Here is a 24,953-nt window from a genome sequence, read left to right as displayed (position 1 = left end):
CCTAATAAAAAATATAGTAGGAATATAGAAAAGGAGAAATGACTTATGTATAACAAAATTAATTTACCATATGCATTTGATGCATTAGAACCATATATAGATGAAGAAACAGTTAAAACACACTATGGAAAGCACCTTCAAACATATGAAACTAATTTAAATAAAGCTTTAGAAGGTTATGAAGAATATACAAAAGGAAAAACTTTAGATCAATTAATAAAAGATGTAGAAGATTTACCAGAAGAAATAAGAGTAGCAGTAGTAAATAATGGTGGTGGAGTATCAAACCATAACCTATATTTTTCAATACTTTCTCCAACTCCAAAGAAAGCACCAGAAGGAAAATTACTTGAAGAAATAAATAAAACTTTTGGAAGTGTAGAAAAGCTAAAAGAAGAATTAACAAATGCAGCTATTTCTCAGTTTGGATCTGGTTATGGATTCTTAGTTAAAGATAAGGATGGAAAATTATCAGTAGTAAAGAGAGCTAATCAAAATTCACCAGTCATGGATAATCTTATTCCTATTTTAACAATAGATGTATGGGAACATGCTTATTACTTAAAATATAAAAACTTAAGAGCAGACTATGCTAAAAATATTTGGAATGTAATAGACTGGGAAAAAGTTGAAGGTCTTTATGAAGATTGTCATAACATTTAAAAACTTGAATTAGATTCAAAACAATATTAGAAAAAAGCACATCATTATTTAATATGCTTCCTTTTATAGTAAACAGATATAATAATAAAGCTGTTAATATAAAAGGGCAGTTAAATTTGATGTGCTTTTAATTAACCTTAAGTTAAAAAGCATATTCTTCAAAGTAAGTGGATATTAAAAATCTTCATACTTTCTACACAAATCTAATTTATAGTATATATTAAATAATAATTAATTTTAATTAGGAGGAGTAAGATGAAGAGCAAAAATAGTAAATATATAATAATAGGAGTCATTGCATTAGCAATAATAATTGCATATGCTTTATTGATGAATCCTTTTAATGAATCTTTAATTAATAATACAGATAGAGAAGAAAAGACAAATATAACTAATAATACTAATAATGATAATAATATAGATGAGTCTAAAAATAAATTGCCAATACCTGAGCTTTTAGAGGATACAAATCCAGATGAAAATATAGCTGAATTTACTTTAGAGCCACAAGAAGGAAAAACTTCATTTATAGATAATAAGCAAACAAATACTATGGGGTATAATGGAAGTTTTCTAGGGCCAGTAATAAGAGTAAATAAAGGAGAAAAGGTAAATATCCATGTTAATAATAAGTTGAAAGAAGCAACAACTATTCATTGGCACGGATTAGAGGTAGAGGGTAAAAATGATGGAGGTCCTCATCAAGGAATACAATCAGGAGAGACGTGGAGTCCAAGCTTTACTATAAATCAGCCAGCAGCAACTTTATGGTATCATCCACATTTTATTGGAAGTACAGCAACACAAGTTTATAAAGGTCTAGCAGGATTATTTTATATTGAAGATGAAGTATCCAAAAGTTTAAATATTCCTAAGGACTATGGAATAAATGATATACCATTAGTTATTCAAGATAGAAGCTTTAATAAAGATGGAAGCTTTATATATGATCCAAATATGATGGATGGAGCAGTAGGAGACACAATAATTATTAATGGTTCAATTAATCCCACTTTAGATGTTAAAACAGAAAAAGTTAGATTTAGGATAGTAAATGGAGCTAATTCAAGTAATTTTGATTTGAAGTTAAGTAATAATGATGAATTCTATCAAATTGCTTCAGATGGAGGATTTTTAGAAGCGCCAGTAAAACAAAATAGCATTTTCCTATCACCTGGTGAAAGAGGCGAAATAATAGTTGATTTTTCAAAGTATGAAGTTGGAACCAAAATAGAATTAAAAAGCGATAACAAAAGTATAATAACCTTTAATGTTAATGAAAAAGTGCAAGATAAAACTGAAATACCTAATAGCTTAACTACTATAGATAGAATGACAAAGGATACTGTAACTAAAGAAAGAAGTTTTGAACTTAGAGGTATGGGGCATATGGTATCAATAAATAATGAAAAATTTGATATGGATATAATAAATGAAGTAGGTAAATATGGAGAAACTGAAATTTGGACAATTACTAATCCAGCTACAATGATGCATTCTATGGGGCATCCATTCCATATACACGGAACACAATTTCAAATCTTAACAAGGAATGGAAAAGAACCTTTACCAGAGGAAATGGGATGGAAAGATACTGTGTTTATTAATCCTGATGAAGAAGTAAAACTTATCGTAAGGTTTAATAATGTAGGAGCATATATGTATCATTGTCACATACTAGAACATGAAGAAGAAGGTATGATGGGGCAAATAAAAATAGAGTAAAATCATATTAGAAAATATTTTATTTTGATAGGTATTAAAAGTATTAATAATATTAATGTTTACTAAGTTGATAATCTTAAAAAGAAAGAGGCGTGGTTATTTAGCTAACTATTAAAAGTTTAGTTCAAATAAATTCGTCTCTTTATTCTTTAATAATGGTATAGTGAATAATAAGGATATAAATTGAATTTATTATACAAAAGATAGTAAAAAATAATTTATAATAACAATAATATAATAAATTTAATAACATAAAGGAGCTATAATGAGTGATACATGGGAAGAAAAGTGGTTTGAAGATATAGAGTATTTAAAAGAAAACTTAATAGAGAGACATAAAAATTTATTTTTTCATATATCAAGAGATGAGTTTCAAGAAAAAATAAATTATTTAAAATCAATAGTAAATAATTTAGATTACGATGATATGAAAGTTGAGCTAAGTAGAATTGTTGCATCAGTAAAGGACGCACATACTTCTATTATTTTTCCAGTTAAAAAGTATTTACCATTTAAGTTTTATTGGTTTAATGATGGAATTTATATAATAAAGACTAATGAAAAATATAAAAGTTTGTTGTATAAAAAGGTAAGCTCAATTGAGGGTATATCAATATATGAAATTATAGAAGAACTAAAAGAAATAATCTCATATGAAAATGAGTTTTTATTTAAAGAGCAAAGCATGAAATATCTTCAAGCAGCTGATGTACTATATGGATTATTATTAATAGATTCAGTAGATAAAGTTAAAATTAAAGCAAATAATTTTGAATGTATTGTAGTAGAGACTTTATCCTTAGAGGAATTGATATATACAGAAGAATATAAATTACCTATATATGCAAAAAATGAATTTGAAAACTTTTGGTATGAACATTTGATAGATTCAAAAGAAATATATATAAAATATAATTCATGTAGAGAAGATGGAGATATAAAATTAAGTCAAAAGATAAATGACGTAGTTGAATATATTAATAAAAATTCCATTGAAAAATTAACATTGGATTTAAGTGATAATCTTGGAGGCGATTCTAGATTAATTAGAACACTTATAGATTTTATAAAAACAAATAAATATATAAATAAACGTGAAAATTTAAAAGTCATAATTGGTAGAAGAACTTTCTCATCAGCCCTTTTAAATGCCTATGAATTTATAAATGAAACTAATGCAAAGATAGTAGGAGAACCATCTGGAGGAAAACCTAACTGTTATGGTGAAATATTAAAATTTGAATTACCAAATAGTAAATTTATTGTTACTTACTCAACAAAATATTACAAGTTAATAGATGATGATTCAGTTATGGCATTATATCCAGAAGAAATAGTTTATAGAAAAATAGAGGATTATATAAAATGATAAAGCTTGGAACTTTCTTTAAAAATAAAGAAAGTAATTTTAGTAGAAGTAGAGCAATTTATTTATTATTAACTTTAACTACAATGTGCTTTGGATTAGTCTCAAGAAAGTATATTAATTATTTGCCTAGTTTTTTAGGAAAGTATGCAGGAGATACCTTATGGGCAACTATGGTCTATTTAGGATTAGCCGTTCTATTTAATAGGTTTAATATAAGAAAAATTACAATATTATCTTTAATATTCTCTTATGGAATAGAAATTTCACAACTATATCAAGGAGTGTGGCTTAATGAAATAAGAAATACTCTAATAGGATCATTAATATTAGGTCATGGATTTTTATTTTCTGATTTGATTTGTTATACTGTTGGGATATTTATAGGAATAATAATAGATAAATTTATATTTAGAATTAAGTTTGATTGATATTAGGTATGATATATAAGGAGGAGAATGATGATAAATTTTGCACATAGGGGAGCAAGTTTTAATTATCCAGAAAATACGATGCTTTCATTAAAGGAAGGAATCAAATCTGGGGCAAATGGTCTAGAAATAGATGTGCATAAGACAAAAGATAATAAACTTGTTGTAATTCATGATGAAGATGTAGAGCGTACTTATTTAGGGAAGGGTTTAGTTAAGGATTTTAATCTTGATGAGTTAATAAAACTTAAAAATAGAAAAAAATTATTTACAGATAATATAGATTGTCATATACCTACATTAGAGGAAGTACTAGAACTAATTAAAGGTAAAGATATAACATTAAATATAGAATTAAAGACAGATGAGATTCATTATAGGGGAATTGAATCAGATGTAATTAGTTTAATAAATGAATATAAATTAAATAAACAAATAATTTTATCAAGCTTTAATCATGATTCTATAAAAATTGCTAAAAGATTAGATAGTAGTATAAAGATAGGGATATTATATGATAAGCCAATAGAGGATGTAATTAAATATGCTAAAGAGTTAGAGGTAGATGCAATTCATCCTGATTTAAGACTTGTATCAAGAGAGTTAATTCAAGAAGCACATGAAAATAATCTGAAGGTTAATATATATACTGTTAATAATCCAATATATATGAGATTACTTATTAAAAATAAAGCAGATGGATTATTTACTGATTATCCAGAGTTATTAAGAGAAATATTAAAAGAAGAAATATAAAAAGAAAAAGTTAAATTAATCCATAGTGTTTTCTTATTACGGAATATACTGTAGATTAATTTAACTTTTTTGTTTAAGTATAGGGTTCTAAGTTTTTATAGCTATATCCATAGGTATTTTTGTGTTTATAAACATAAAATAAAGAAAACACTAAAGTTAAGGTTTCCGCAAGAGGAACAGCAAGCCAAACACCATTTACACCTATTAATGATGGTAAAAATATTATTCCAGTTGATAAGAATACAAATGTTCTTAAAAGTGAAAGTAAAGCAGATACTTTACCATTAGAAAATGCAGTAAACATTCCAGATGTAAATATATTTACCCCACATAATAAGAAGCTTATTTGGAATAAATTAAATCCATTTAAAGTAATATCATAAATTTCATTTCCTTTCCCAGCAAATATAGAAACTAATGATGGAGATAAGTATTTTGAAATTATAAAAGTGAAAATAGAAAACAACATTATGAATATATAACTATATTTAATTATTTTAGTAAGCTGTTTTTTATCTTTACTGCCAAAGTTATAGCTTATACGAGGTGATACCCCAGAAGTAAAGCCTATTAAAGCAGAAACTAATAAAAATTGAGTATATAAAACTATAGTTATAGAAGCAACACCATTTTCACCTAAAAGCTTTAACATTATTATATTATATAAAAATGTTGTAACAGCTGATGATATTTGAGTTACCATTTCTGAAGAACCATTGCTACAACTATATAGTATTGTTTTAAAATTGAATTTAGGCTTAACAAAATGTAAGATGTTTTTCTTATTAAAGAAATACACAATTCCAATTATTGATGGAAGTAAATAACCTATACATGTTGCTAATGCAGCACCAACAATTCCCATATTTAAAGGTACAATAAGTACATAATCTAAAATAATATTTGTTATTCCTCCTATTATTGCACTTAATAAACCTAAGTTTGGATTACCTGCTGTAATTAAAAAATAATCAAAAAGCATTTTAAGTATAATTACAGGAGTAAAAAGTAACATCGTAAACAAGTATTTATGGGAGTTTTCATATAAACTATCAGTTGAGCCTAATAAGTAAATAATTTGTTTTATAAATAGTAAAGAAAATATAGCTATTATTAGCCCAAATACTATTGAAGAAATTGTTATAAGAGTAAAGCTTTCTTTTGCTTCTTTATTTTTTCCTTCTCCCATTAACTTTGCAACAATAGCACTTCCACCAGTAGCCATCATAACGCTTATTCCTATTAATATGCAAATAATTGGATATACTATATTTATTGCAGAAAGAGCAGTTGATCCAATATATCTAGAGACAAATATACCATCAATAATTGTGTATAGTGAGAAAAATACCATCATTATAATTGTTGGCAAGGTAAATTTTATAAGATTAAAAAAAGTAATTTTCTTTCCAAGTGAATTATTCATGTCTCCCCCTCCTAAGTATTAATTGATTTTTTCCTTTTCTTATAATAAAGTATCCAGTAAGGGAATAGTCAATAGGAGGTTTATTATTTATGGAAAAAAGATATAAAAAATATTATACAACAGGGGAATTTGCAGAGATTTGGGGTATAAAAAAGAAAACTCTTTTTCATTATGATAATATTGATTTATTTAAGCCTGAAAAAATTATGAATAATGGATATAGGTATTATTCAAAGCACCAATTAGAAGTTTTTAATGTTATATCAGTATTAAAGGAAATTGGCATGCCATTAAAGGAAATTAAAAAGTTTTTAGATAAAAGAACTCCTGAAAGCACTTTAGAATTATTTAAATATGAAAAAGAAGAAGTTGAGAAGGAGATAAAAAATTTAAAAAGAATTCAAAAACTTTTAGAAGTTAAATTGAGATTAATAAATGTTGGGATAAATGCTCCAAATGAACTATCTTTAGAAGAAAAAGATGAAGAGTATATAGTATTAAGCAATCCAGTAAAGGAAACTGAAGATGATTATGATATAGAAACATATACACAACTTATAAAATACTGTATTGATAATGATTTGGATTATGGTTATCCAGTTGGATCTATGATAAGTAAAGAAAATTTACTTAATAAAAGATTTGATAATTATAGTTATTATTTTAGTAAGGTAATAGGAAAGAAAAAATATAAGGATTTAGTTATAAAGCCAAAAGGTCTTTATTTAGTAGGTTATTCACGTGGATATTACGATAAAGTCTATAAGATATATGAAAAAATGATAAAATACATAGAAGAAAATAATTTAAGAATTAGTGGATATTCTTATGAAGAAGTATTAATAGATGAAATAGCCAGTAGTAATGGTGAGGATATTGTTATTAAAGTTTCAATAAAAGTTGAAAGAAATTAATTATAGTAATATTTGAATTTATAACGGGACTATCTCTAAATAGTTAGGACTTAAAATAGCTTTTAGTCTGCAAATTAAATAGAATGTAGTTACAACCTAAAAGCACCTAATAAAAATATTTATATCTTATTAGGTGCTATTTATTTAAAATCTCTAAATTAGTTTTTAAGTATAGTTTTGAGATATCCTATTTATCTTAATTATTTTCTATAAATTTTAGAATATTATCATTTACTTTAATTTTTTCTTCAATAAATGGTACATGACCACTTTCTGTTAAAGGAATTAATGTAGAATTTTTAATATTTTCATTTAAATACTTAGCAAATTCATAAGGACAAACTTCATCATGGGTTCCGTGTAAAATTAATGTTGGAATATTTATTTTAGGTATATCATTAAATAGTCTTTCATTTTTTAAGCTAATTAAACATTGAGTAGTTGCCCATGGTGAAGAGGATAATGCTAGATCATCAAACCATTTTAAAAGATCTCGAGATATATACCTATAGAAGAATAAATTAGAAATATTATTAATAAAATTAGGTCGATCGTTAAGAGAGTTGTTTATAAATCTAATAACATCTTCTTCAGTATAGCCATAAGGAAAACCTTTTGTTTTTACCCAGCTAGGAGCAGCAGCTCCTATTAAACAAAGTTTAGATACCCCTTGAGCATTATAATTAGCTACGTATCTTATTGATATTGCAGCACCCATAGAGTGTCCTACTAAAGTTATATTATCTAATTTAAGAACATCTATTATTTTTTTGATGTCTGCAGCCATAGTATTATAATCATAACCTTTGTATGGTCTATCAGAGGCTAAAAATCCCCTTAAATCAATCCCAACACATCGATAGCCCTTACCTGGGAAGAACGTTAGTTGATATTCGTATATTTCATGATTAAGTGGCCATCCATGTATAAATAATATAGTTTTTTCAGCTTCAGTATTTATATCTTCAATAGCAATTCGAGTATTGTCACTTGTTTTAACAAAATATTTCATAAGGATCTCCCGTATATAGTTTATCTCTAATAATATATTCAAAAATTACAGCTTATGTTAATAATTTAAAATGTTCAAATAAGATGTGTTTTAAAATGTTTTTTATTGTAATTTTAAAAGTGAATATTATAGATGTGATTTTGAAATTATAAATATATAATGTTTAATAGATAAGGAGATAAAGATGAAGGTACAAAATTATTGCCAAAGTGATAATTTAAAATCTTGTATATTATGCTATCCAGTAAACTTTAAAATAATAGATAAAAGTAGTGAGTATTATAATAAAGTAAATTATGATTTGCTTTATAGTCAATATAATAATTTTATAAATTCAATGAGTAAAAATAATATTAATTTATACTTTATAGATATAAATAAAAATGCAACTCAGCAAGTGTTCACCCAAGATATTGGATTTATAATAGATGATATAATGTTTGTTAGCAAAATGAGAAATGAAGATAGAAAAATTGAGACTGAAAATTTTATGAATTTTATAAAGGGTAATAATATTAAATATTATGCAATGAAGAATAACATAGAAGGTGGAGATGTTATAAAGTATCAAGATGTTATTTTTGTTGGAATGAGCAGCAGAACAACTATACAGGCTGTCAATGAACTCCAAGAAGCTTTAATAAGTATGGGGAATAAGGCAAAGGTTATTCCAATAAATTTTGATAATAGTAAAATACATTTAGATTGTGTTTTCAATACCTTAGATAAAGGAAGTGCAGTTATATCACCTTATGTTTATGATAAAAAGATAATAGAGAAATACATAAACAATTTATATGAAATATCAAAAAGGGATGCAGATGATTTAGGAACTAACTATGTATATTTAGGAAATAAGAAGTTATTAAGCAGTAATAAATCTGTAACTGAAATGCTTAAAGAAAAAGGCTATGAAGTTGAATTTATAGAATACAGTGAAATAATGAAAAGCGAAGGAAGTTTAGGGTGTTCATGTATGTTTAGTTTAAGGAAATAGTTTATGTGTAGTATTAGAGAATAATTTTTGCTTTGTAAAATATTTACGCGGATATAACTTTCATGCAGAATAAATTAAAAAAACAAAATTTATTATTTGATTAAATTAGTGCTTAGGATGAACATAAAAAGAATTTTATAAATATACTATAATAAAATTCTTATGGAGGAAAAACTATGCTAGGCCGTAAAAGATATATTTTCTTATCTTTAGAGTTACATTTATTTTATGCAAGAATTATGAAAGAGCATGCTATTTTTTTGGAGGCAGGATTTACGCCTAAAAATACTAAGCTTGCTAAAGAAGCAGATGAATATAAATTACAATTAGAAAAACTTTTATTAGATACTATAAAAATAAGTAATGGAAGAGTTAGGCAAGAAGTATTAGATTCTGGGGAGCTTTACACAGATTACACTTTAAGTACAGAAAGAAAAACAGAATACTATACTGGTATAGAAATAAATTCTAAAATAACAATTATGGAAACAAAATTACAGCCTAAAGGTGATAAGGAACATGATAAAAAAATAATGGATTCTGTGAAAAAACTTAATTGTAGGGCTATAAAATTACTTGATGGATTAATAGACTTAAAAACAAAAGTTTTAAATGAAGTACTATCATGTAATTTATTTACTGCAAGTTATCCTACATTCTTAGATCACTTAATACATGAAGCAAAATTATACCGTTCATATGTTTACTCTTTGGAAAATGATCAAGATATCGAAGAGAAAAATATTAAGGATGCTGAGTTATTTTGGGACCATATTATGCTTGAACATGCTTCCTTTATAAGAGGTTTATTAGATCCTTCCGAAGGAACTCTAATAAGAACAGCAGATGAGTTTATAAAAAAATATAACGATTTAATTCAAAAGACTATCAATATGGACAATATAGCAATGCTGAGTGTTACTGATAATACATTAACAGAAACTATTAATTTCAGGGATTTTAAAAAGTCAGGTACAGAAGGAATTGATGAGTGTAAAATAAAGTCCATGATGCTTCCACTTATGGCTGATCATGTTTTAAGAGAAGCTAATCATTATATAAGATTACTTAAAAGTTTTGAAAATAGAATTTAGATAAATAATATTTTAATGAAGGAAAATAATAATATACATAAGAAGAGCTAATAAGAAAATCTTATAAAGAATATAGTTTAGTAACCACCTTTTTAGGGTGGTTATTTTAATTATAAAAAATAAATATAGAAACTTTAAGATTCATTCCAAATAATTGAATTTATTTAAATCATTTACAATGAATAAATATTACTTTAAAATAAGCATATACTGAAGGAAAATAAAATAAACTTATTTAAAATAGGAGTTATTTATGTATCAATACAATTGGCTTTTTGAAGCACAATCAATAGGAGAATTTTTTAAGAGACTAGGGATTTTTATTTTAATAGTAATAATATTTGTTTTACATTTTATTGGAGTATCTTATTTAATTGATAGTTTTATTAAAGCATTTAATTATAACTACTTATTAATAACAACGAAGATATTTGATAATATTGTATGTTTATTAATTCCAGTAGTAATATTAGCAATGATTTACTTTAGAATTAAAATAAAAAGGATGACAAGAGATATAATTTATAGGAAAAGAAATAAAAGAGGTTCTATAATCTTCTATTCTATTTTACTTTCTTTAATATTAGTTTTTATCTATAGCTTAAATAAATATACAATATTTTATGAAAATAAAATTATAAAACATAATATTATAAAGCCTCTGGAAAAGGAATATAGTTATTCTGATATAAAAGAAGGGGACATAGGTATAAATTGGAGAAATAGAAAATCCCCAAGTTTCTATTATTATATTCATTTTAATGATGGATATAAAGTTAATATTTCAAAGGATATATGGCTAAGTCGGTATAGTTTTAAAGAGATAATTAAAATTAATGATATTCTTTTGCAAGAGGATATTATTAGAAATATAGACAAGACATATCTTGATATTTATACAATAGATTTTGGTGAAGACAGAAAAAATGATATGTATGAGTTATTTAATATTAGTAATTAACTAAATTAATATTAAATAATATCTAGAAATTTTATATGAGTTTTATAGAAAAAAGTTTAATTAGAAATAGATTTATTTTATCAGCTATTATAAATGGTTTTTATGTTTGTTTATTAAAAGAATAATTATATAAATAAATTTAAAAGGAGTCTTAAGCTATGAAAAATAAAAAGATATGTCCTAAATGTAACGGTGAGAAAATCTTAAGAATACCTGGTGAAACTGGTATATATGGAACGGGGAATAATATTCCAGCAGGGTTTCTAAATGGTACTGTAAATATTTCAAGATATTTATGTTGCAATTGTGGATACATGGAAGAATGGGTAGATAATAAAGAAGATATAAACAAGTTGGAAAAAAGATATAGTAAATAATAATATAATAAAATAAAAAACAAGGATCTATCGCATAAAGATATTTAAGTAAAATGTAGAATGTAAAATTTAAAGTGATATTTCATACTGAAATACTTAAATTTACATTATTTTAAAACTACTTTCAGTAGTTTTCATCTTAATTTTACATTATAAATTTACATTTTTAGTTGCGTAACAGAGCCTTGTTTTTTTGTTAGAAAATTATAAGATTAAAGATTTTAAAAGTACGATAGGATAACTTTTAAAGGCTAATGTGAAAGCTTATAAGTATATTTTTCCTTTGTATTGTCTATAATCTCAACTAGATTAGTTTAGTTAAAGTGATTTAATTTGTGAAAGCAAAAGTAAATTTATTTCTAAATTTAAGACGTTATTAGTTGTATCTTATTTATGGTGATATATAAACTCATGAAATAATATTTTGCTACATTAAGAGTTAACAAGTTCACAAGATTAATGTATTTAGGAGGAAGTTTATGGATATGGAAAAAATATTCTTTAAAACATTTTTAAAGAATTTTGAAGACTTATCATTTGAAGTAAAGTTTTGGGATGATGAGGTTGTTAAAGTTGGAAAAGAGGAGCCTTTATTTAATCTATATTTAAAAAAGCCAATACCAAAGAAAGCATTATTAACTAGTACTTCATTAGCTTTTGGGGAAGCCTATATGGATGGTGATATAGAAATAGATGGAAATTTATTCACTGTATTTGATGAGTTGTTAAAGTGTATAGATAAGTTTTCTACTGATTTTAAAGGCTTACCAAAGATATTTAAAAGTTCAACATCTGAAAAACATCAAAAAGAAGAAATATCATATCATTATGATATAGGAAATGATTTCTATAAATTATGGCTAGATGATACTATGAGTTATTCCTGCGGATATTTTAAAAATCCAACAGATACTTTATATGATGCTCAAATGAATAAGATTCATCATCTATTAAAAAAATTAAATCTAAAAGAAGGATTGACTTTATTAGATATAGGATGTGGATGGGGTGGACTTCTTATAGAAGCTGCTAAATTATATAAGGTTAAAGGTCTTGGAATAACTTTAAGTAAGGAACAACATGATGAGTTTAAAAAGAGAATAAAAGAAGAAGGATTAGAAAATTATTTAGATGTAAAAATAATGGATTATAGAGATCTAAAGAAATCAAAATTAAACTTTGATAGAATTGTTAGTGTTGGAATGCTTGAGCATGTAGGACGTGAAAATTATAATTTATTTTTTGAAAATGTAAATTCTGTATTGAATAAAGGTGGAGTCTTTGTGCTTCATTATATAAGTGGTTTAAAAGAATCACAAGGAGATGCATGGATAAAGAAATACATATTCCCAGGTGGGGTAATACCAACACTTAGGGAAATAATATCATTATCAGCAGAGTATAAATTTTATACTATAGATGTTGAAAGTCTAAGATTACATTATAAAAATACATTATTACATTGGGCAGAAAATTTTGATAAAAATATAGATAAGGTTAGAAAAATGCATGATAGTAATGGCAGAGTATTTGATGAAAGATTTATAAGAATGTGGAGAATGTATTTATATTGCTGTGCAGCATCTTTTAACAATGGAGTTATTGATCTACATCAAATAGTTTTTGTAAAAGATATAAATAATAATTTACCAATGACTAGAGAGTATATATATAGATAATGATACAATAAATTATGTTAATAAAGTTATTATTAACATACATTTAAAGAATAATAACTAAAAATAAATATTATAGATGAAAAAGAAAATTATCCATATTTTGAGTTGTTTTAATTTAAAATATGGATTTTTATCTTTTAAAAATAAAATATAAAACTTTTATCAAGTATTTTATTGAATATAATCTCAAGTAAAGAAGTGTGTTGTAAAAATTATATATAGTATAAGTCGTTAGATATTAGTTATTTTTGAAACGTTGAATGAAAAAGTAACTTCCGTTTTAGCGTAAGCTATTGTAACTGCAAGAGTAAAGTCAGTTTTTAAATATAATTCTAATAGTAAAAAGCTATAAAACAAGTTATAATTTATATAATATATCAATTTTTAAGGTTTATAAGCAGGCTTAATAAGCCTACGGAAATCGTCTTGCAAAACTAAGTTCCGTTTGCTTCAACTTTGTATTATTAAGTTCCGCTGATACTTGCTCTAAATTTTTGATATATTATTTATTAAAAAGTGCAGGTTTTAGATGTACCTCATCTGAATGGATATGTTTTAATGATAGCTTGTCTAATAGTGAAACATCTAACAACATTTGGGCTAGTTTGAATGGTGTATTTCCGTTTAAACTAGCTCTTGCTGTACTATTAATATGGTTAATCATTAAAGTAATATCTTCTTGAGTCCTATCATTAAAGGATTTTCCTTTAGGCATTATATACCTTATGTATTCATGATTCTTTTCTACGTGAGGCTTCTGATAGGAAGCCATAGCATTACAGTAGAATATCTTAGTTCTTTGATTTCCCATAGAATCTAATTCTAAATCTTCTGGATTTTTAAATTCTGAACCGTTATCTGTTAGAATAACAGGAAAGCTACGCTTAAAAACTTCATGTCCTAAAACTTCATATAACTTATCTATAATATCTTTAACTGCTATCTGGCTACAGCTATCTATAATAAAAGCTAACATTAATGAGCAATTTCTAAACATAAAAGTGAGAAGTACTTTGCCACTTCGTGTGCCGTGGACAGTATCCATCTCTACTATGTTGGTATTAGGATTATCCTCAATAAACTTAACAAAGTTATCAAAAGTTCTTCCTATTCTATTAATAGACTTTTTAACTATAGGAAGTTTAGATTTTTTTCTAGGCTTATATTTGACTTTTCTAGGTAAATCAATATTTCTAGCTGTAAAAACATTTTTATCAAAATAATAATATAAAGTTCTTTCACAACAGTTTATCTCATTTTTATGATGAGTAAAAATATGTGATAATGATTGTCCTTTTAAAACGAGTGGTGAGATTATTTCATCTATATTTTTTAGCTGATCTGAAGTTATATTAAGTCCTTCTCTAGAAGATACTAATAGTTCCTTATATTTTGTATCCGCAACTTTAGCTTTATAATAGTTCTTTTCACCGGTACACGTAGTGACTTTGCTGCAACTGTTGCAAACATAAGGATAACGATTAAGTTTAGAACACTTCTTAGTTGAATATTCACTACAAGATCTATAACAATTTATAAACCTACATTTCTTACATTGCTTACCACAACTACTATTACATAAGTTTGTCTTAGTGCAACTTCTTCGATGTTGGCACGGTTGTATATCATTTTCCTTTTTCTTACTTACTTTAAGAAATCTATTTCTTTTAATTTCCTTAGATATAGTAGTTGGATCCTTTTTTAATCTTTCGGCAATTTCTTTTAATGGGTAATTTTGATCTAATCCATATTCAATTATAATTCGATCTTCAATCCTAAGGTGTTTTCCCTTGCATAAATTATTGTTTGACATAATTAATCCTCCTAATATGCTAAGGATAAATATCAAATTAATTATATCAGATACTTTGCAAGACTAACTTCTGTTTAAGTAAAAAAACGGAAGTTACTTTTTCAATTTACAGTTATTTTTGAAATCTTAAATAATAAGTCTATATTATAGTTATATTATTGCTAAATTTGTTAAAAATAAGAAATTTTTAAGAATTTGTTAAGGGAAAATTATAGTAATTAGGATACAATTAAAATATATGATTAAAAATATGTAACTTAGGGGGAAGAATAATGAAGTCGCTTTTTAGAAAGGTTGCAGTAATTATTAGTTTAGTTTTAATGATTATTGCGTTACCTAGTATAAGTTTAATAACAAAGGCTGAAGATACAAAAACAGATCCATATGAATTGAAAATTACATCAGGTATTGAAGGAAAGTTTAGGGCTTTAAAATATATACCTGTGACAGTAGAATTTACTAGTTTGGAAAAGGATTTCAATGGTGAGGTAGAAATTAGAACAACTGGTTCTTATTCATCAACTTATGATGCTTATAGTAAAGAGGTTTCAATAGCTAAAGGAGAAACTACTAAAGTAGTTATCCCAATTAAGCTTTTAGAAGGATCAAGTAAAATAACTGTTAACCTTATTGAAAATGGGAAAGTATTATTTGAAAAAAAGAGTTTAATATCAAATGGTAGAGTAAATGATTCTAATTTATTTATAGGTATATTAACTGATGATGCGTCATCTTTAAATTATATAGGATCAATTTCTCTTGAATCTAAAGAGATTAAAGGTGTAATTGAAAGGGTTCAATTAGACAAAGATATTATAGGTGAAAGTAACTTAAATATAGAGGGATTAGATGTAATACTTATTAATAATTACAATATGTCTAATTTGAAAAAAGAGCAGTATCAATCTTTGAACTCTTGGATAAATAAAGGCGGAACATTAATAATTGGTGCTGGAGCTAATGAAAGTAAAACTATCAGCAGTATAGATAAAGACTTTTTAAATATAAAATCTAATGGGAATTCAGAGAAAGCTATAAAATTAGTAGATGATAATTTAAAACTTATATTTTCTAACTTAGAAATTAAAGATGCTAAGATTAATAATGGAAGTGATGAGAATCCATTAATATATTCAGTAGAAAGAGGTAAGGGAGAAATATTAGTATCAACTTTTGATTTAGGATTAGAGCCATTAATATCATCAAAGGATGCTGGAAAGTTTTTAAGTACTATATTATCAGATTCATATTCAAGCCTATTTAATAATGGAATGAACGGTAAATATATGCCAGGATATTATAGAATGCATGAGCTAACTAGAAATATTCCTATAAATGAAATTGTAGGGGTTAAGTCTTTAGCAGTTGTACTTGGATTATATGCATTAGTAGTTGGAGTATTACTTTATATTATATTAAAGAAGATTAATAAGAGAGATTTAACTTGGATAGCAGTTCCAGTTATATCAATAGTATTTACTTTAGTTATTTATTTTATGGGAAGCTTAACAAGAGTAAATGATATTATATTAAATCAAAATAATATTATTTCATTAGATAAAGATGGTAAGGGAATAGCAAAGGGATATTTAGGAATAGGAACAAAATATAAAGATGATGTAATTATAAAAAAAACAGAAGATTTAACTATGAATTATTCTACTCAAGACAATTATTTTTATGGTAATCAAGAACAAGATGTAGCTGATATGCTTAGAGTAAAAACTACTTATAGTGGGAATAACTCCTATTTTACTTTTAAAGATAGTAATGCATTAGATATGAAATCATTTGAAGTTATTGGTAAGGAACAAGTAATTACAACTATTGACTCTTCATTTAATTTAGATGATGGAAATTTAAATGGTAAAGTAAAAAATAATTTAGATTATGATATAAAAAAATTGTTATTGGTAGCTGGAAGAAATATTTGGGATATGGGCTCACTTGAAAAGGGGCAAGAAAAGGAAATTTCTAAATTAGTGATTGCTAGTTCAGGGGGACTAGAAGCGTATGGAGATACATTAAATCAAAAGTATTACAATGCAAAGTATGATAAAAATAAGAATATAAAAACAGAAGAGTTTAATGGAATACTTAGAACTTCAGCTATTATTTCAACAGTTTCTAGTGAGATATCAATTAATAAAGATATTAAATTAGTTGCAATAACTGATATGCCAGTAGAATATGATGTAGACTTTGGAAAGAAATCAGTTTCTAAATTTGACACTACTGTAATAATTCAAGATGCAGTATTAGATTTCAAAGATAAGGATGGAAATTATAATTTTCCTGATGGATACTTTGAAGGTGTTATAGAGTCATCTGCAGCTAATGTACACATAGATGAATATGGTGGATATATTTATGGTCAAGGGGAAGTTAAATTTAGTTATGAAATAGATAAAAACTTTGAAGTATTAGATTTAATCGTAAAACAAGGTGTAGATAGATATGGAAACAATATACCAGATAACTCAGAAAAATATATTTATAATTATAAGACTGAAAGCTACGATGAAATCAAAATGTCTCAAGGTTACGAAAAGATTAAAGACTTAGATAACTATATAAAAGACAACACAGTAAAAATTAAGTTTATAGTTGATGATTCAAAAGGCCAATCAATGATTCCAAGAATTACTGTTAAGGGGAGGGAAAGATAATGCTAGTTATAAAAAATCTTGAAAAATCTTATGGTAAGTTTAAGGCATTGAATGGATTAAACTTAGAAATTGAGAAAGGCGAGATATTTGGATTTATAGGTCCAAATGGAGCTGGGAAAAGTACTACAATGAAAATTGTATCAGGCTTACTTTCCCCAGATAGTGGTGAAGTTTATGTAGATGGAATAGATGCAATAAAAAATAATAAAGCATTAAAAGATAAAATAGGATATATGCCAGATTTCTTTGGGGTTTATGATAATTTAAGAGCAATAGAATACCTAGAGTTTTATGCTTCTATTTATGGAATTGTTGGAGAAGAAGCAAGGAAATTATCTATGGACTTGTTAGAATTAGTTAACTTACAAGATAAGTGGGATGCAAATGTAGATGGGTTATCAAGGGGAATGAAGCAAAGGTTATGTTTAGCAAGGTGTTTAGTTCATAATCCAGAGTTATTAATATTAGATGAGCCAGCTTCAGGTATGGATCCAAGAGCAAGATTTGAAATGAAGGGGATATTAAAAAATCTTAAAGAAATGGGAAAGACAATTATAGTATCCTCTCATATACTTTCTGAACTTGGTGAAATATGTACTAGAATTGGAATAATTAAAAATGGAGCTATTGTATGTGGAGGAACTGTTGAGGATGTTATGCTTCGAGCATCAGGTAGTGCGCCTATTAATATAACTGTAATTGAAGATCCTGAAAAAGCAATAAAGGTTCTAAAAGAAATACCAGATGTTAAGGAAATTTCATTAGACGGGAATAAAATTACAGCAAATGTCGCAGGAGGCGATAAGGAAGCTAAGGAAATATTAAAAGCTTTAGTTACACAAGAGGTATCTGTAATCGGATTTGCTAAAGCTGTAGGAAATTTAGAAGATGTATTTATACAAATAACAGAGGAAGATAATTAGAAGGGGGATGAAAAGATGAGATTAAATCCAGTTTTAAGAAATGAAAGCAAGCTATCTGTTAGAACAGCTAGATTTTCACTAATGTTATTAATATATATAGCTGTATTATCTGTAGGGACATTGATTTTTTATAATAGCTATAGTAGTGAAGTTTATGCTTCAGGAATAAATCCACAAAATGCAGTTTCTCTTTATATTATTATGGCAGTAATTCAGGCAATATTATTGATGTTTATTGTGCCATCATTAACAGCAACTTCAATATGTTCAGAAAGAGAAAAGCAAACATTAGATATATTATTATCAACAAGATTAAAACCACTTCAAATTATATTAGGAAAGCTTTCAGCATCTTCATTAAAGGTAATAATGCTTATAATTTGTACAATACCATTATATGCGATATGTGGGTTAGTCGGAGGGATAAAATTAAGTAATATATTGGTTTTAATTGGCTCCTTTATTATTAATACAATATTTGTTGGTTCTATTGGAGTGTTTATTTCAACCTATTCAAAGACATCTAAAGCAGCAACAGCTTTATGTTATGCATTAGTATTATTCATTTTTGTTGGAACTGTAGTTATAGCATATATTATCTTGTTGATTAATGCATCAAGAGGAATATATAGTGGAGTAACAACACCTCCATCTATATCACCAATTGCATATTTAAGCCCAGCTACTGGATTTTTTGTAATGTTATCTAATCAAGTAGGATTTGGAGGAAATTCTTTTTATTTCATAGGACAAATTGGAATGGCTAAGTACACTGAATATATTTCTGTAGGAATTCAAATAGTATTAAGTTGCATATTTATAGGATTTGCAGCTAGAAGATTAAATCCACTAAATAGAAAAAGAAATAAGAAGGTAAAGATTAAGACAAAGAAAAAAGTAAAGGAGTAAAGCTATGAATTCTTTAAATAATGAAATATTAACCTTTATAAAAAAGGCATCAAAAAGAATTAGGGCGAACTTCATAATAAACTTGAGCATAGTAGGTTTAAAATACCTACTATGCTCAATCTTATGCTTATTATTAATATCTTTATTTATAACATTTCCATATGTAGAAGAAGTTTCTCTTAGTGGTTTAGCTTTAGGATTAATTTCAATAATAATATATGGATTTATAAAATCACCTGATAAAAAAAGTGTTTCTTTAATAGTTGATTCAAAAGGATTAAATGAAAGAGTTACTACTTCTTTAGAATTAATAAATGAAGAAGATAATATTTCAATTGCTCAAAAGAAAGATACTGTATCATTTATTAAAAGTTTTAGCATAAAAGATAATTTGAAAATAACTGTAGATAAAAAGCAAATACTTATAGTTTTAGGATTAATAATAATGTGTTTTATGACTTCATTTATAGATACTTCAGCTAAAAAAGAAGCTAATTCAATTAGAGAATTTAATAAATATCAACAGGAATTTATTAAAAAAATCGAAGAAGAAAAGAAGTTAGTTGAAAAATCAGAAGAATTAACTGAAGAAGAAAAAGAGGCTATAAAAAAGATATTAGAAGATGCAAAGAAGGAGTTAAAGGAAAGCGAAAAGAAGCTTGATGTAAATAAAACTTTAGAAAGAATGGAAAAGAAGCTAGAAGATAAAAAGAATGAAGTAAAGAATGATAAAAGTAAATCTGCTATAGAAAAGACTCAAAAGAATTTATTAGATGAGTTTAATAAAGATAAAGAAGAAGGCGCAAAGAAAGACTTAAATAAATTGACTAATGAGCTTATGAAAAAGAAGGAAGGTAAAGAGCTTGCAGATGCAATATTGTCTAAGGATAAGGAAAAATTAGAAAAGGCTTTAGGAAACTTAAAAAAATCCCTGGGAAATATGAGTAGTAGTGAGCTAAATAATTTATCAAAAGCTCTTGCAAATGCCTCTAATAGCGTAAGTGATGAAAATCTTTCAGAAGCCTTAAGTGAAGCTTCAAACTCAGTTCTAGATGGAAAGCTTGATGCAGAAAGTCTAAAGGATGCTATTCAAAATTCACAAAGTAATAGTAGTGGAAAGAAGCATGGAGATAAAGAAGGCGAAGGAGAAGGCGAAGGTCAAGGAGAGGGCGAAGGCGAAGGTGAAGGAAATGGATCAGGTAGTGGATCAGGAAGTGGAAACGGGAATGAAAGTGGAAATGGAAGTGGAACAGGTTGGAATACAGGAAGTGATGAAGGCAAAGAAAATGATTTAGAAAATAAAGAGGGAGAGCAAATATATATTCCAGGAAGAGACGTTGGAAATGATGAAAATCTAACTGGAAATAAAAATCAAGATGGAAATTCCCAAACTATAGAAACTGAAAATGGATTTAATTTAGATGGAAATAAAATAAATTACGATAAGGTAATAGGAGATTATACTAACAGTGCATTAGAAGGTGCAAATAATAGTAATCTTCCAGAAAGTTTAAAAGATCTTATAAAGGATTATTTTGAAGGATTAAACTAAGAGGTGAAAAGTATGGAAATAAGTGAAAAAGAAATAATAGAAGTTTCAGAGAAAATAAGAAGATGTGAAGAAGAAATATCTAAAGGAATAATAGGACAAAAGGATATAATTAGAAATGTTTTAATTGCTATTTTTGCAGATGGTAATGTACTTTTAGAGGGTATGCCTGGAATGGGAAAAACTCAGTTAGTAAAAACAATTGGGAAGGTACTAAATTTAAGCTTTTCAAGAATACAGTTTACACCAGATTTAATGCCAGCAGACGTAGTTGGAACAAATATAGTAGTTAAAGAAAATGATAAAACTTTATTTAAATTTGAAAAGGGACCTGTATTTACAAATTTACTGTTAGCAGATGAAATAAATAGAGCAACTCCTAAAACTCAATCTGCATTACTTGAAGCTATGGGAGAAAAAACAGTAACAGTTGGTAAGACAACATATGAAATGTCAAAACCATTTATGGTGCTTGCAACTCAAAACCCAATAGAACAAGAAGGAACATATCCACTTCCAGAAGCACAATTAGATAGATTTCTATTTAAGTTAAATGTAGATTTTCCAAATCTAGAAGAGCTTAAGGCTATTATGGATTTAACATTAACTAATAACAAAGTTGAATTTGATGCTGTTCTTGAAGGCGATGAAATATTAAAGATAAGAGAAGCAATTAGAGAAATAAAACTTGCAGAAGCAGTTAAAGAATTTGCATTAAAGCTTATATTAGCAACTCATCCAGAAATTCCAGAAGCTTCAGAGTTTGTTAAGAGATATGTAGAAGCAGGGGCAAGTCCAAGAGCTGCACAAGGTATTATTAGTGGGGCAAAAGTAAGAGCAGTTATGGAAGGTAGATTAAATGTATCATTTGAGGATATTAAGGCTTTAGCTTATCCAGTTTTAAGGCACAGAATAATATTAAATTTTGATGCTATAACAGAAGGTTTAACAGAAGAAAGTATTATAGATAAGATACTAGAAGATTTAAAGGTTGTGTAAAAAATGAGTGAAAGGATATTTAATGAGGACTTTTTTAAAAAGCTAAATAAAATAAATATGCATATAAATTTTAAGCTTTCCTCAGGAACACAAGGAGGAAGAAAGTCAAAAGCAAAAGGAGTTTCTGTAGAGTTTTCTGATTATAGAGAATATGCTCCAGGTGATGATTTTAGGCGAATAGATTGGAATGCATATGGTAGATTTGATAAGTTTTTTATAAAGGTTTTTATGGAAGAAAGAGAAGGTGTTTTTAATTTCTTTGTTGATAAAAGTAAATCAATGGATTATGGAAATGAAAACAAAAAAGATACAGCATTAAAAGTTGTTGCTGCTTTAAGCTATATTGCCTTAAATAATTTAGATAGAGTAAATATAAGTACTATGGATAATGGTGATATACAAAGTATAAAATCAGCAGCTGGAAACAAAGCCTTTCAAAGGATATTAAAAGAGTTAGAAAATATTGAATTTGATGGTAAAACAGATCTTACAAGTAGTATAAAAAAGAGACCATTAACTCCTAGAGGTGTATCTGTAGTGGTATCTGATTTTTTAAATAATGATGGATTAAAAGATTTAGAAGATGCTCTTAAGTATTTAGCTTTTAAAAAGCAAGATATAATACTAGTTCAAATATTATCAAATGAAGAAATTGATCCAGAGTTTAATAATGAAATTACCTTTATAGATAGTGAGACAGGTGAAAATGTAAAAATGAGTTTAACTCCAAGTTTGATAAAAGAGTATAAAAATACTTTAAAGTCTTATAAAAAGTCTATTGAGGATATTACAAGAAAATATGGTGGTAAATTTATAAGTGTAAATTCATCTATGGAAATAGAAGAAATAATATTAGGTGAGTTTAGCAAGAAAAGAGTATTGTATTAGGAGGATTATGTTATGGGATTCACAAATTTATGGCCCTTATTTTTATTAATAACAATTCCTCTTTTAATAATGCTTTATATATTAAAAAGAAAGTATAAAGAAGAGGTTATATCTTCAACACTTTTGTGGAATGAAGTTTATAAAAATACTAGAGCAAACACTCCATGGGAAAAGCTAAGAAAAAATATTATGTTACTTTTGCAAATAATAATATTACTTTTATTTATTTTAAGTTTAATGAAACCTTTTTTAAACTTTGGAGGTAAGACTTATAAAAATATTATTTTAGTACTAGATAATACTGCAAGCATGAGTGCTGAATATGGTAATAATACTAGGCTAGATGAAAGTAAAGCCCTTGCTAAGGAGTTTTTACAATCAACAAAGGATGATACTAATACTTTTATAATAAGCTTTGATGGAAGTAGTAACTTACTACAAAATGGAGATTTTAATAAAGAAGTTTCTAATGAAATAATTGAATCAATACCTCAAAGTTATAATACTGGAGATATAAATGATACTTTATCATTTATAAAGGCAATAGGCCAAGGAATTGAAGAAGAATATGAAGTTATAGCTTTTACAGATAAAGAACTTTCGTTAGGTGATGTAAATGGAAAGGTTGTATCATTAGCAAATTCAGGGGTAAATGCATCTGTAGACAATGTATCTCATAAGTTTTTAGAAGATAAAGTAAGAGTTATAGCAACTATAACAAATAGGGGTACAGGGGTTTATGAAGGTGATTTTTCTCTTTATGATGGGGAAGAACTTGCTGCTGTTGAAAGCTTGCAATTACAAGAAGGAGAAAATAAAACATTAACTTTTGACTTGCCTAAAATAAATGGTGAAGTTTTAAAGGGAGAATTATCTAGAAAAGATATGATTCTTGGTGACAACACTTATAACCATGTTGTAGGAAAGAAAAAAGTAAATAAGGTTCTTATAGTTACAGAACAAAATCTATTTTTAGAAAGAGCCTTTGGCAGCATTGAAAATACAGAAGTATATAAGACTAATGATGCATCAAACTTAACAAGTGCAGATGCATATGATTTATATGTATTTGATAATGTTACTCCTGATATAATGCCATCGAAAGGAAGCATACTATTTATTAATCCAGCTTCAAATGAATTCTTTAATGTTGTTTCAGGGGGAGAAGGGGGAGAGGCTAAAGCTGTTATAGGAGAACTTTCAAAGTACTTAGAAGATACAACATTTACTGCTGCTAAGTATAATGCAATAGAAATTCCTTATTACGGAAGAGGCTTCTTAAATATAGATGAAAGTTATATAGGATTTAAAGGAGAAGTTGATGGAAGAAAAATAGCTGCTTTATCTTTTGATCTTCACAATAGTGATTTTGCACTTAAAAAGGAATTTCCTGTATTAATGTATGAGCTTGGAGAAAATTTAATATCAAGTGGAATGGTATATAAAAGTAACTTTAAAGCTGGAGAAAAGATAATAGCTAAAGGCGTGTCATTAGATAATAATATTACTTTAACATATCCAAGTGGAAATACATTAGAAATAAAATCAGGTGATGAAATAAAAGAAGATAGTGAACTTGGGATTTATAAGCTAAATGTCTTAGAAGAAAAAGAATTATTTTCAGTTAACTTTCCATCAGAAAAGGAAAGTAACACTAATATAAATAATATTGGTGAAAGTGAAAATATAAGTGATGCAAAAGCTGATTTAAAACGAGGCTTAAATATTTCTCCATTACTTATAATATTAGCTATTTCAGTAGTAGCTTTCGAGTGGATTATGTATAAGAGAGGATATTAGGA

Annotated in this window: 21 protein-coding genes; 18 read left to right on the top strand and 3 right to left on the bottom strand. The window is 26.6% G+C overall.

The window, feature by feature from the left end:
* The first annotated feature begins 45 nt into the window (after positions 1-45).
* From NSA50_RS11370 to NSA50_RS11350, 5 genes are all read left to right on the top strand, one after another.
* Positions 46-663 carry a superoxide dismutase gene (locus tag NSA50_RS11370; protein ID WP_195262520.1) on the top strand — a complete coding sequence of 206 codons (618 nt, stop codon included), beginning with the start codon at positions 46-48 and terminating at the stop codon, positions 661-663.
* Between the two features lie 255 nt (positions 664-918).
* The gene (locus NSA50_RS11365) at positions 919-2,388 is read left to right on the top strand and encodes a multicopper oxidase family protein (protein WP_257445223.1); all 1,470 of its coding nucleotides are present in this window, start codon (positions 919-921) and stop codon (positions 2,386-2,388) included.
* A 265-nt stretch (positions 2,389-2,653) separates the two neighbouring features.
* Entirely contained in the window at positions 2,654-3,757 is a 1,104-nt protein-coding gene (locus NSA50_RS11360; RefSeq protein ID WP_257445221.1) for a S41 family peptidase, read from the top strand.
* Positions 3,754-4,185, top strand: a complete 432-nt coding sequence (locus NSA50_RS11355) for a ribosomal maturation YjgA family protein (protein ID WP_257445219.1) — start codon at positions 3,754-3,756, stop codon at positions 4,183-4,185. The genes NSA50_RS11360 and NSA50_RS11355 overlap by 4 nt, the downstream gene beginning before the upstream one ends.
* Positions 4,186-4,215: 30 nt before the next feature.
* A complete protein-coding gene (locus NSA50_RS11350) occupies positions 4,216-4,941 on the top strand; it encodes a glycerophosphodiester phosphodiesterase (RefSeq protein WP_257445217.1) in 726 nt (241 codons plus the stop codon).
* A 73-nt stretch (positions 4,942-5,014) separates the two neighbouring features.
* On the opposite strand, the gene NSA50_RS11345 is transcribed toward NSA50_RS11350, so the two are convergent.
* Complete coding sequence (locus NSA50_RS11345) at positions 5,015-6,367, bottom strand: MATE family efflux transporter (RefSeq protein WP_257445215.1); 1,353 nt, start codon at positions 6,365-6,367, stop codon at positions 5,015-5,017.
* 89 nt (positions 6,368-6,456) lie between these two features.
* On the opposite strand from NSA50_RS11345, the gene NSA50_RS11340 reads away from it, so the two are divergent.
* Complete coding sequence (locus NSA50_RS11340; protein WP_195262514.1) at positions 6,457-7,281, top strand: MerR family transcriptional regulator; 825 nt, start codon at positions 6,457-6,459, stop codon at positions 7,279-7,281.
* 196 nt (positions 7,282-7,477) lie between these two features.
* Here NSA50_RS11340 and NSA50_RS11335 read toward each other — a convergent pair whose 3' ends face one another.
* Positions 7,478-8,293, bottom strand: coding sequence for an alpha/beta fold hydrolase (locus tag NSA50_RS11335; RefSeq protein ID WP_257445213.1), 816 nt, complete (start codon positions 8,291-8,293; stop codon positions 7,478-7,480).
* Positions 8,294-8,477: 184 nt separating this feature from the next.
* Between NSA50_RS11335 and NSA50_RS11330 the strand changes: the two genes are divergently transcribed.
* From NSA50_RS11330 to NSA50_RS11310, 5 genes are all read left to right on the top strand, one after another.
* A complete protein-coding gene (locus NSA50_RS11330; RefSeq protein ID WP_257445211.1) occupies positions 8,478-9,290 on the top strand; it encodes a dimethylarginine dimethylaminohydrolase family protein in 813 nt (270 codons plus the stop codon).
* A 176-nt stretch (positions 9,291-9,466) separates the two neighbouring features.
* Complete coding sequence (locus NSA50_RS11325; RefSeq protein WP_257445209.1) at positions 9,467-10,384, top strand: DUF2935 domain-containing protein; 918 nt, start codon at positions 9,467-9,469, stop codon at positions 10,382-10,384.
* Between the two features lie 253 nt (positions 10,385-10,637).
* Positions 10,638-11,345 carry a hypothetical protein gene (locus tag NSA50_RS11320; protein ID WP_257445207.1) on the top strand — a complete coding sequence of 236 codons (708 nt, stop codon included), beginning with the start codon at positions 10,638-10,640 and terminating at the stop codon, positions 11,343-11,345.
* A gap of 158 nt (positions 11,346-11,503) precedes the next feature.
* A complete protein-coding gene (locus tag NSA50_RS11315; RefSeq protein WP_195262509.1) occupies positions 11,504-11,722 on the top strand; it encodes a hypothetical protein in 219 nt (72 codons plus the stop codon).
* A 479-nt stretch (positions 11,723-12,201) separates the two neighbouring features.
* Positions 12,202-13,401: an SAM-dependent methyltransferase gene (locus tag NSA50_RS11310; protein WP_257445204.1), complete on the top strand. Its 1,200-nt coding sequence runs from the start codon at positions 12,202-12,204 to the stop codon at positions 13,399-13,401.
* 502 nt (positions 13,402-13,903) lie between these two features.
* Here NSA50_RS11310 and NSA50_RS11305 read toward each other — a convergent pair.
* Complete coding sequence (locus tag NSA50_RS11305) at positions 13,904-15,214, bottom strand: IS30 family transposase (RefSeq protein ID WP_257445202.1); 1,311 nt, start codon at positions 15,212-15,214, stop codon at positions 13,904-13,906.
* Between the two features lie 272 nt (positions 15,215-15,486).
* Here NSA50_RS11305 and NSA50_RS11300 point away from each other — a divergent pair, with 272 nt between their 5' ends.
* From NSA50_RS11300 to NSA50_RS11270, 7 genes are read left to right on the top strand one after another with little or no spacing between them, the layout of a single operon-like run.
* Complete coding sequence (locus NSA50_RS11300; protein WP_257445200.1) at positions 15,487-17,883, top strand: hypothetical protein; 2,397 nt, start codon at positions 15,487-15,489, stop codon at positions 17,881-17,883.
* On the top strand, positions 17,883-18,806 hold the full coding sequence (locus NSA50_RS11295) for an ABC transporter ATP-binding protein (protein ID WP_257445198.1): 924 nt from the start codon (positions 17,883-17,885) through the stop codon (positions 18,804-18,806). Before NSA50_RS11300 ends, NSA50_RS11295 begins: the two co-directional genes overlap by 1 nt.
* 15 nt (positions 18,807-18,821) lie before the next feature.
* Complete coding sequence (locus NSA50_RS11290; protein ID WP_257445196.1) at positions 18,822-19,715, top strand: ABC transporter permease; 894 nt, start codon at positions 18,822-18,824, stop codon at positions 19,713-19,715.
* A gap of 4 nt (positions 19,716-19,719) precedes the next feature.
* On the top strand, positions 19,720-21,267 hold the full coding sequence (locus tag NSA50_RS11285) for a pectinesterase (RefSeq protein WP_257445194.1): 1,548 nt from the start codon (positions 19,720-19,722) through the stop codon (positions 21,265-21,267).
* Between the two features lie 12 nt (positions 21,268-21,279).
* Complete coding sequence (locus tag NSA50_RS11280) at positions 21,280-22,263, top strand: AAA family ATPase (protein ID WP_195262503.1); 984 nt, start codon at positions 21,280-21,282, stop codon at positions 22,261-22,263.
* Between the two features lie 3 nt (positions 22,264-22,266).
* The gene (locus NSA50_RS11275) at positions 22,267-23,151 is read left to right on the top strand and encodes a DUF58 domain-containing protein (protein WP_216685048.1); all 885 of its coding nucleotides are present in this window, start codon (positions 22,267-22,269) and stop codon (positions 23,149-23,151) included.
* A gap of 12 nt (positions 23,152-23,163) precedes the next feature.
* A complete protein-coding gene (locus tag NSA50_RS11270) occupies positions 23,164-24,951 on the top strand; it encodes a vWA domain-containing protein (protein ID WP_257445189.1) in 1,788 nt (595 codons plus the stop codon).
* Positions 24,952-24,953 lie beyond the last annotated feature (2 nt).

This window comes from Clostridium mucosae (genome assembly GCF_024622765.1).
Taxonomy (GTDB): Bacteria; Bacillota; Clostridia; order Clostridiales; family Clostridiaceae; genus Clostridium.
This window is presented reverse-complemented; position numbering and strand designations above follow the sequence as displayed.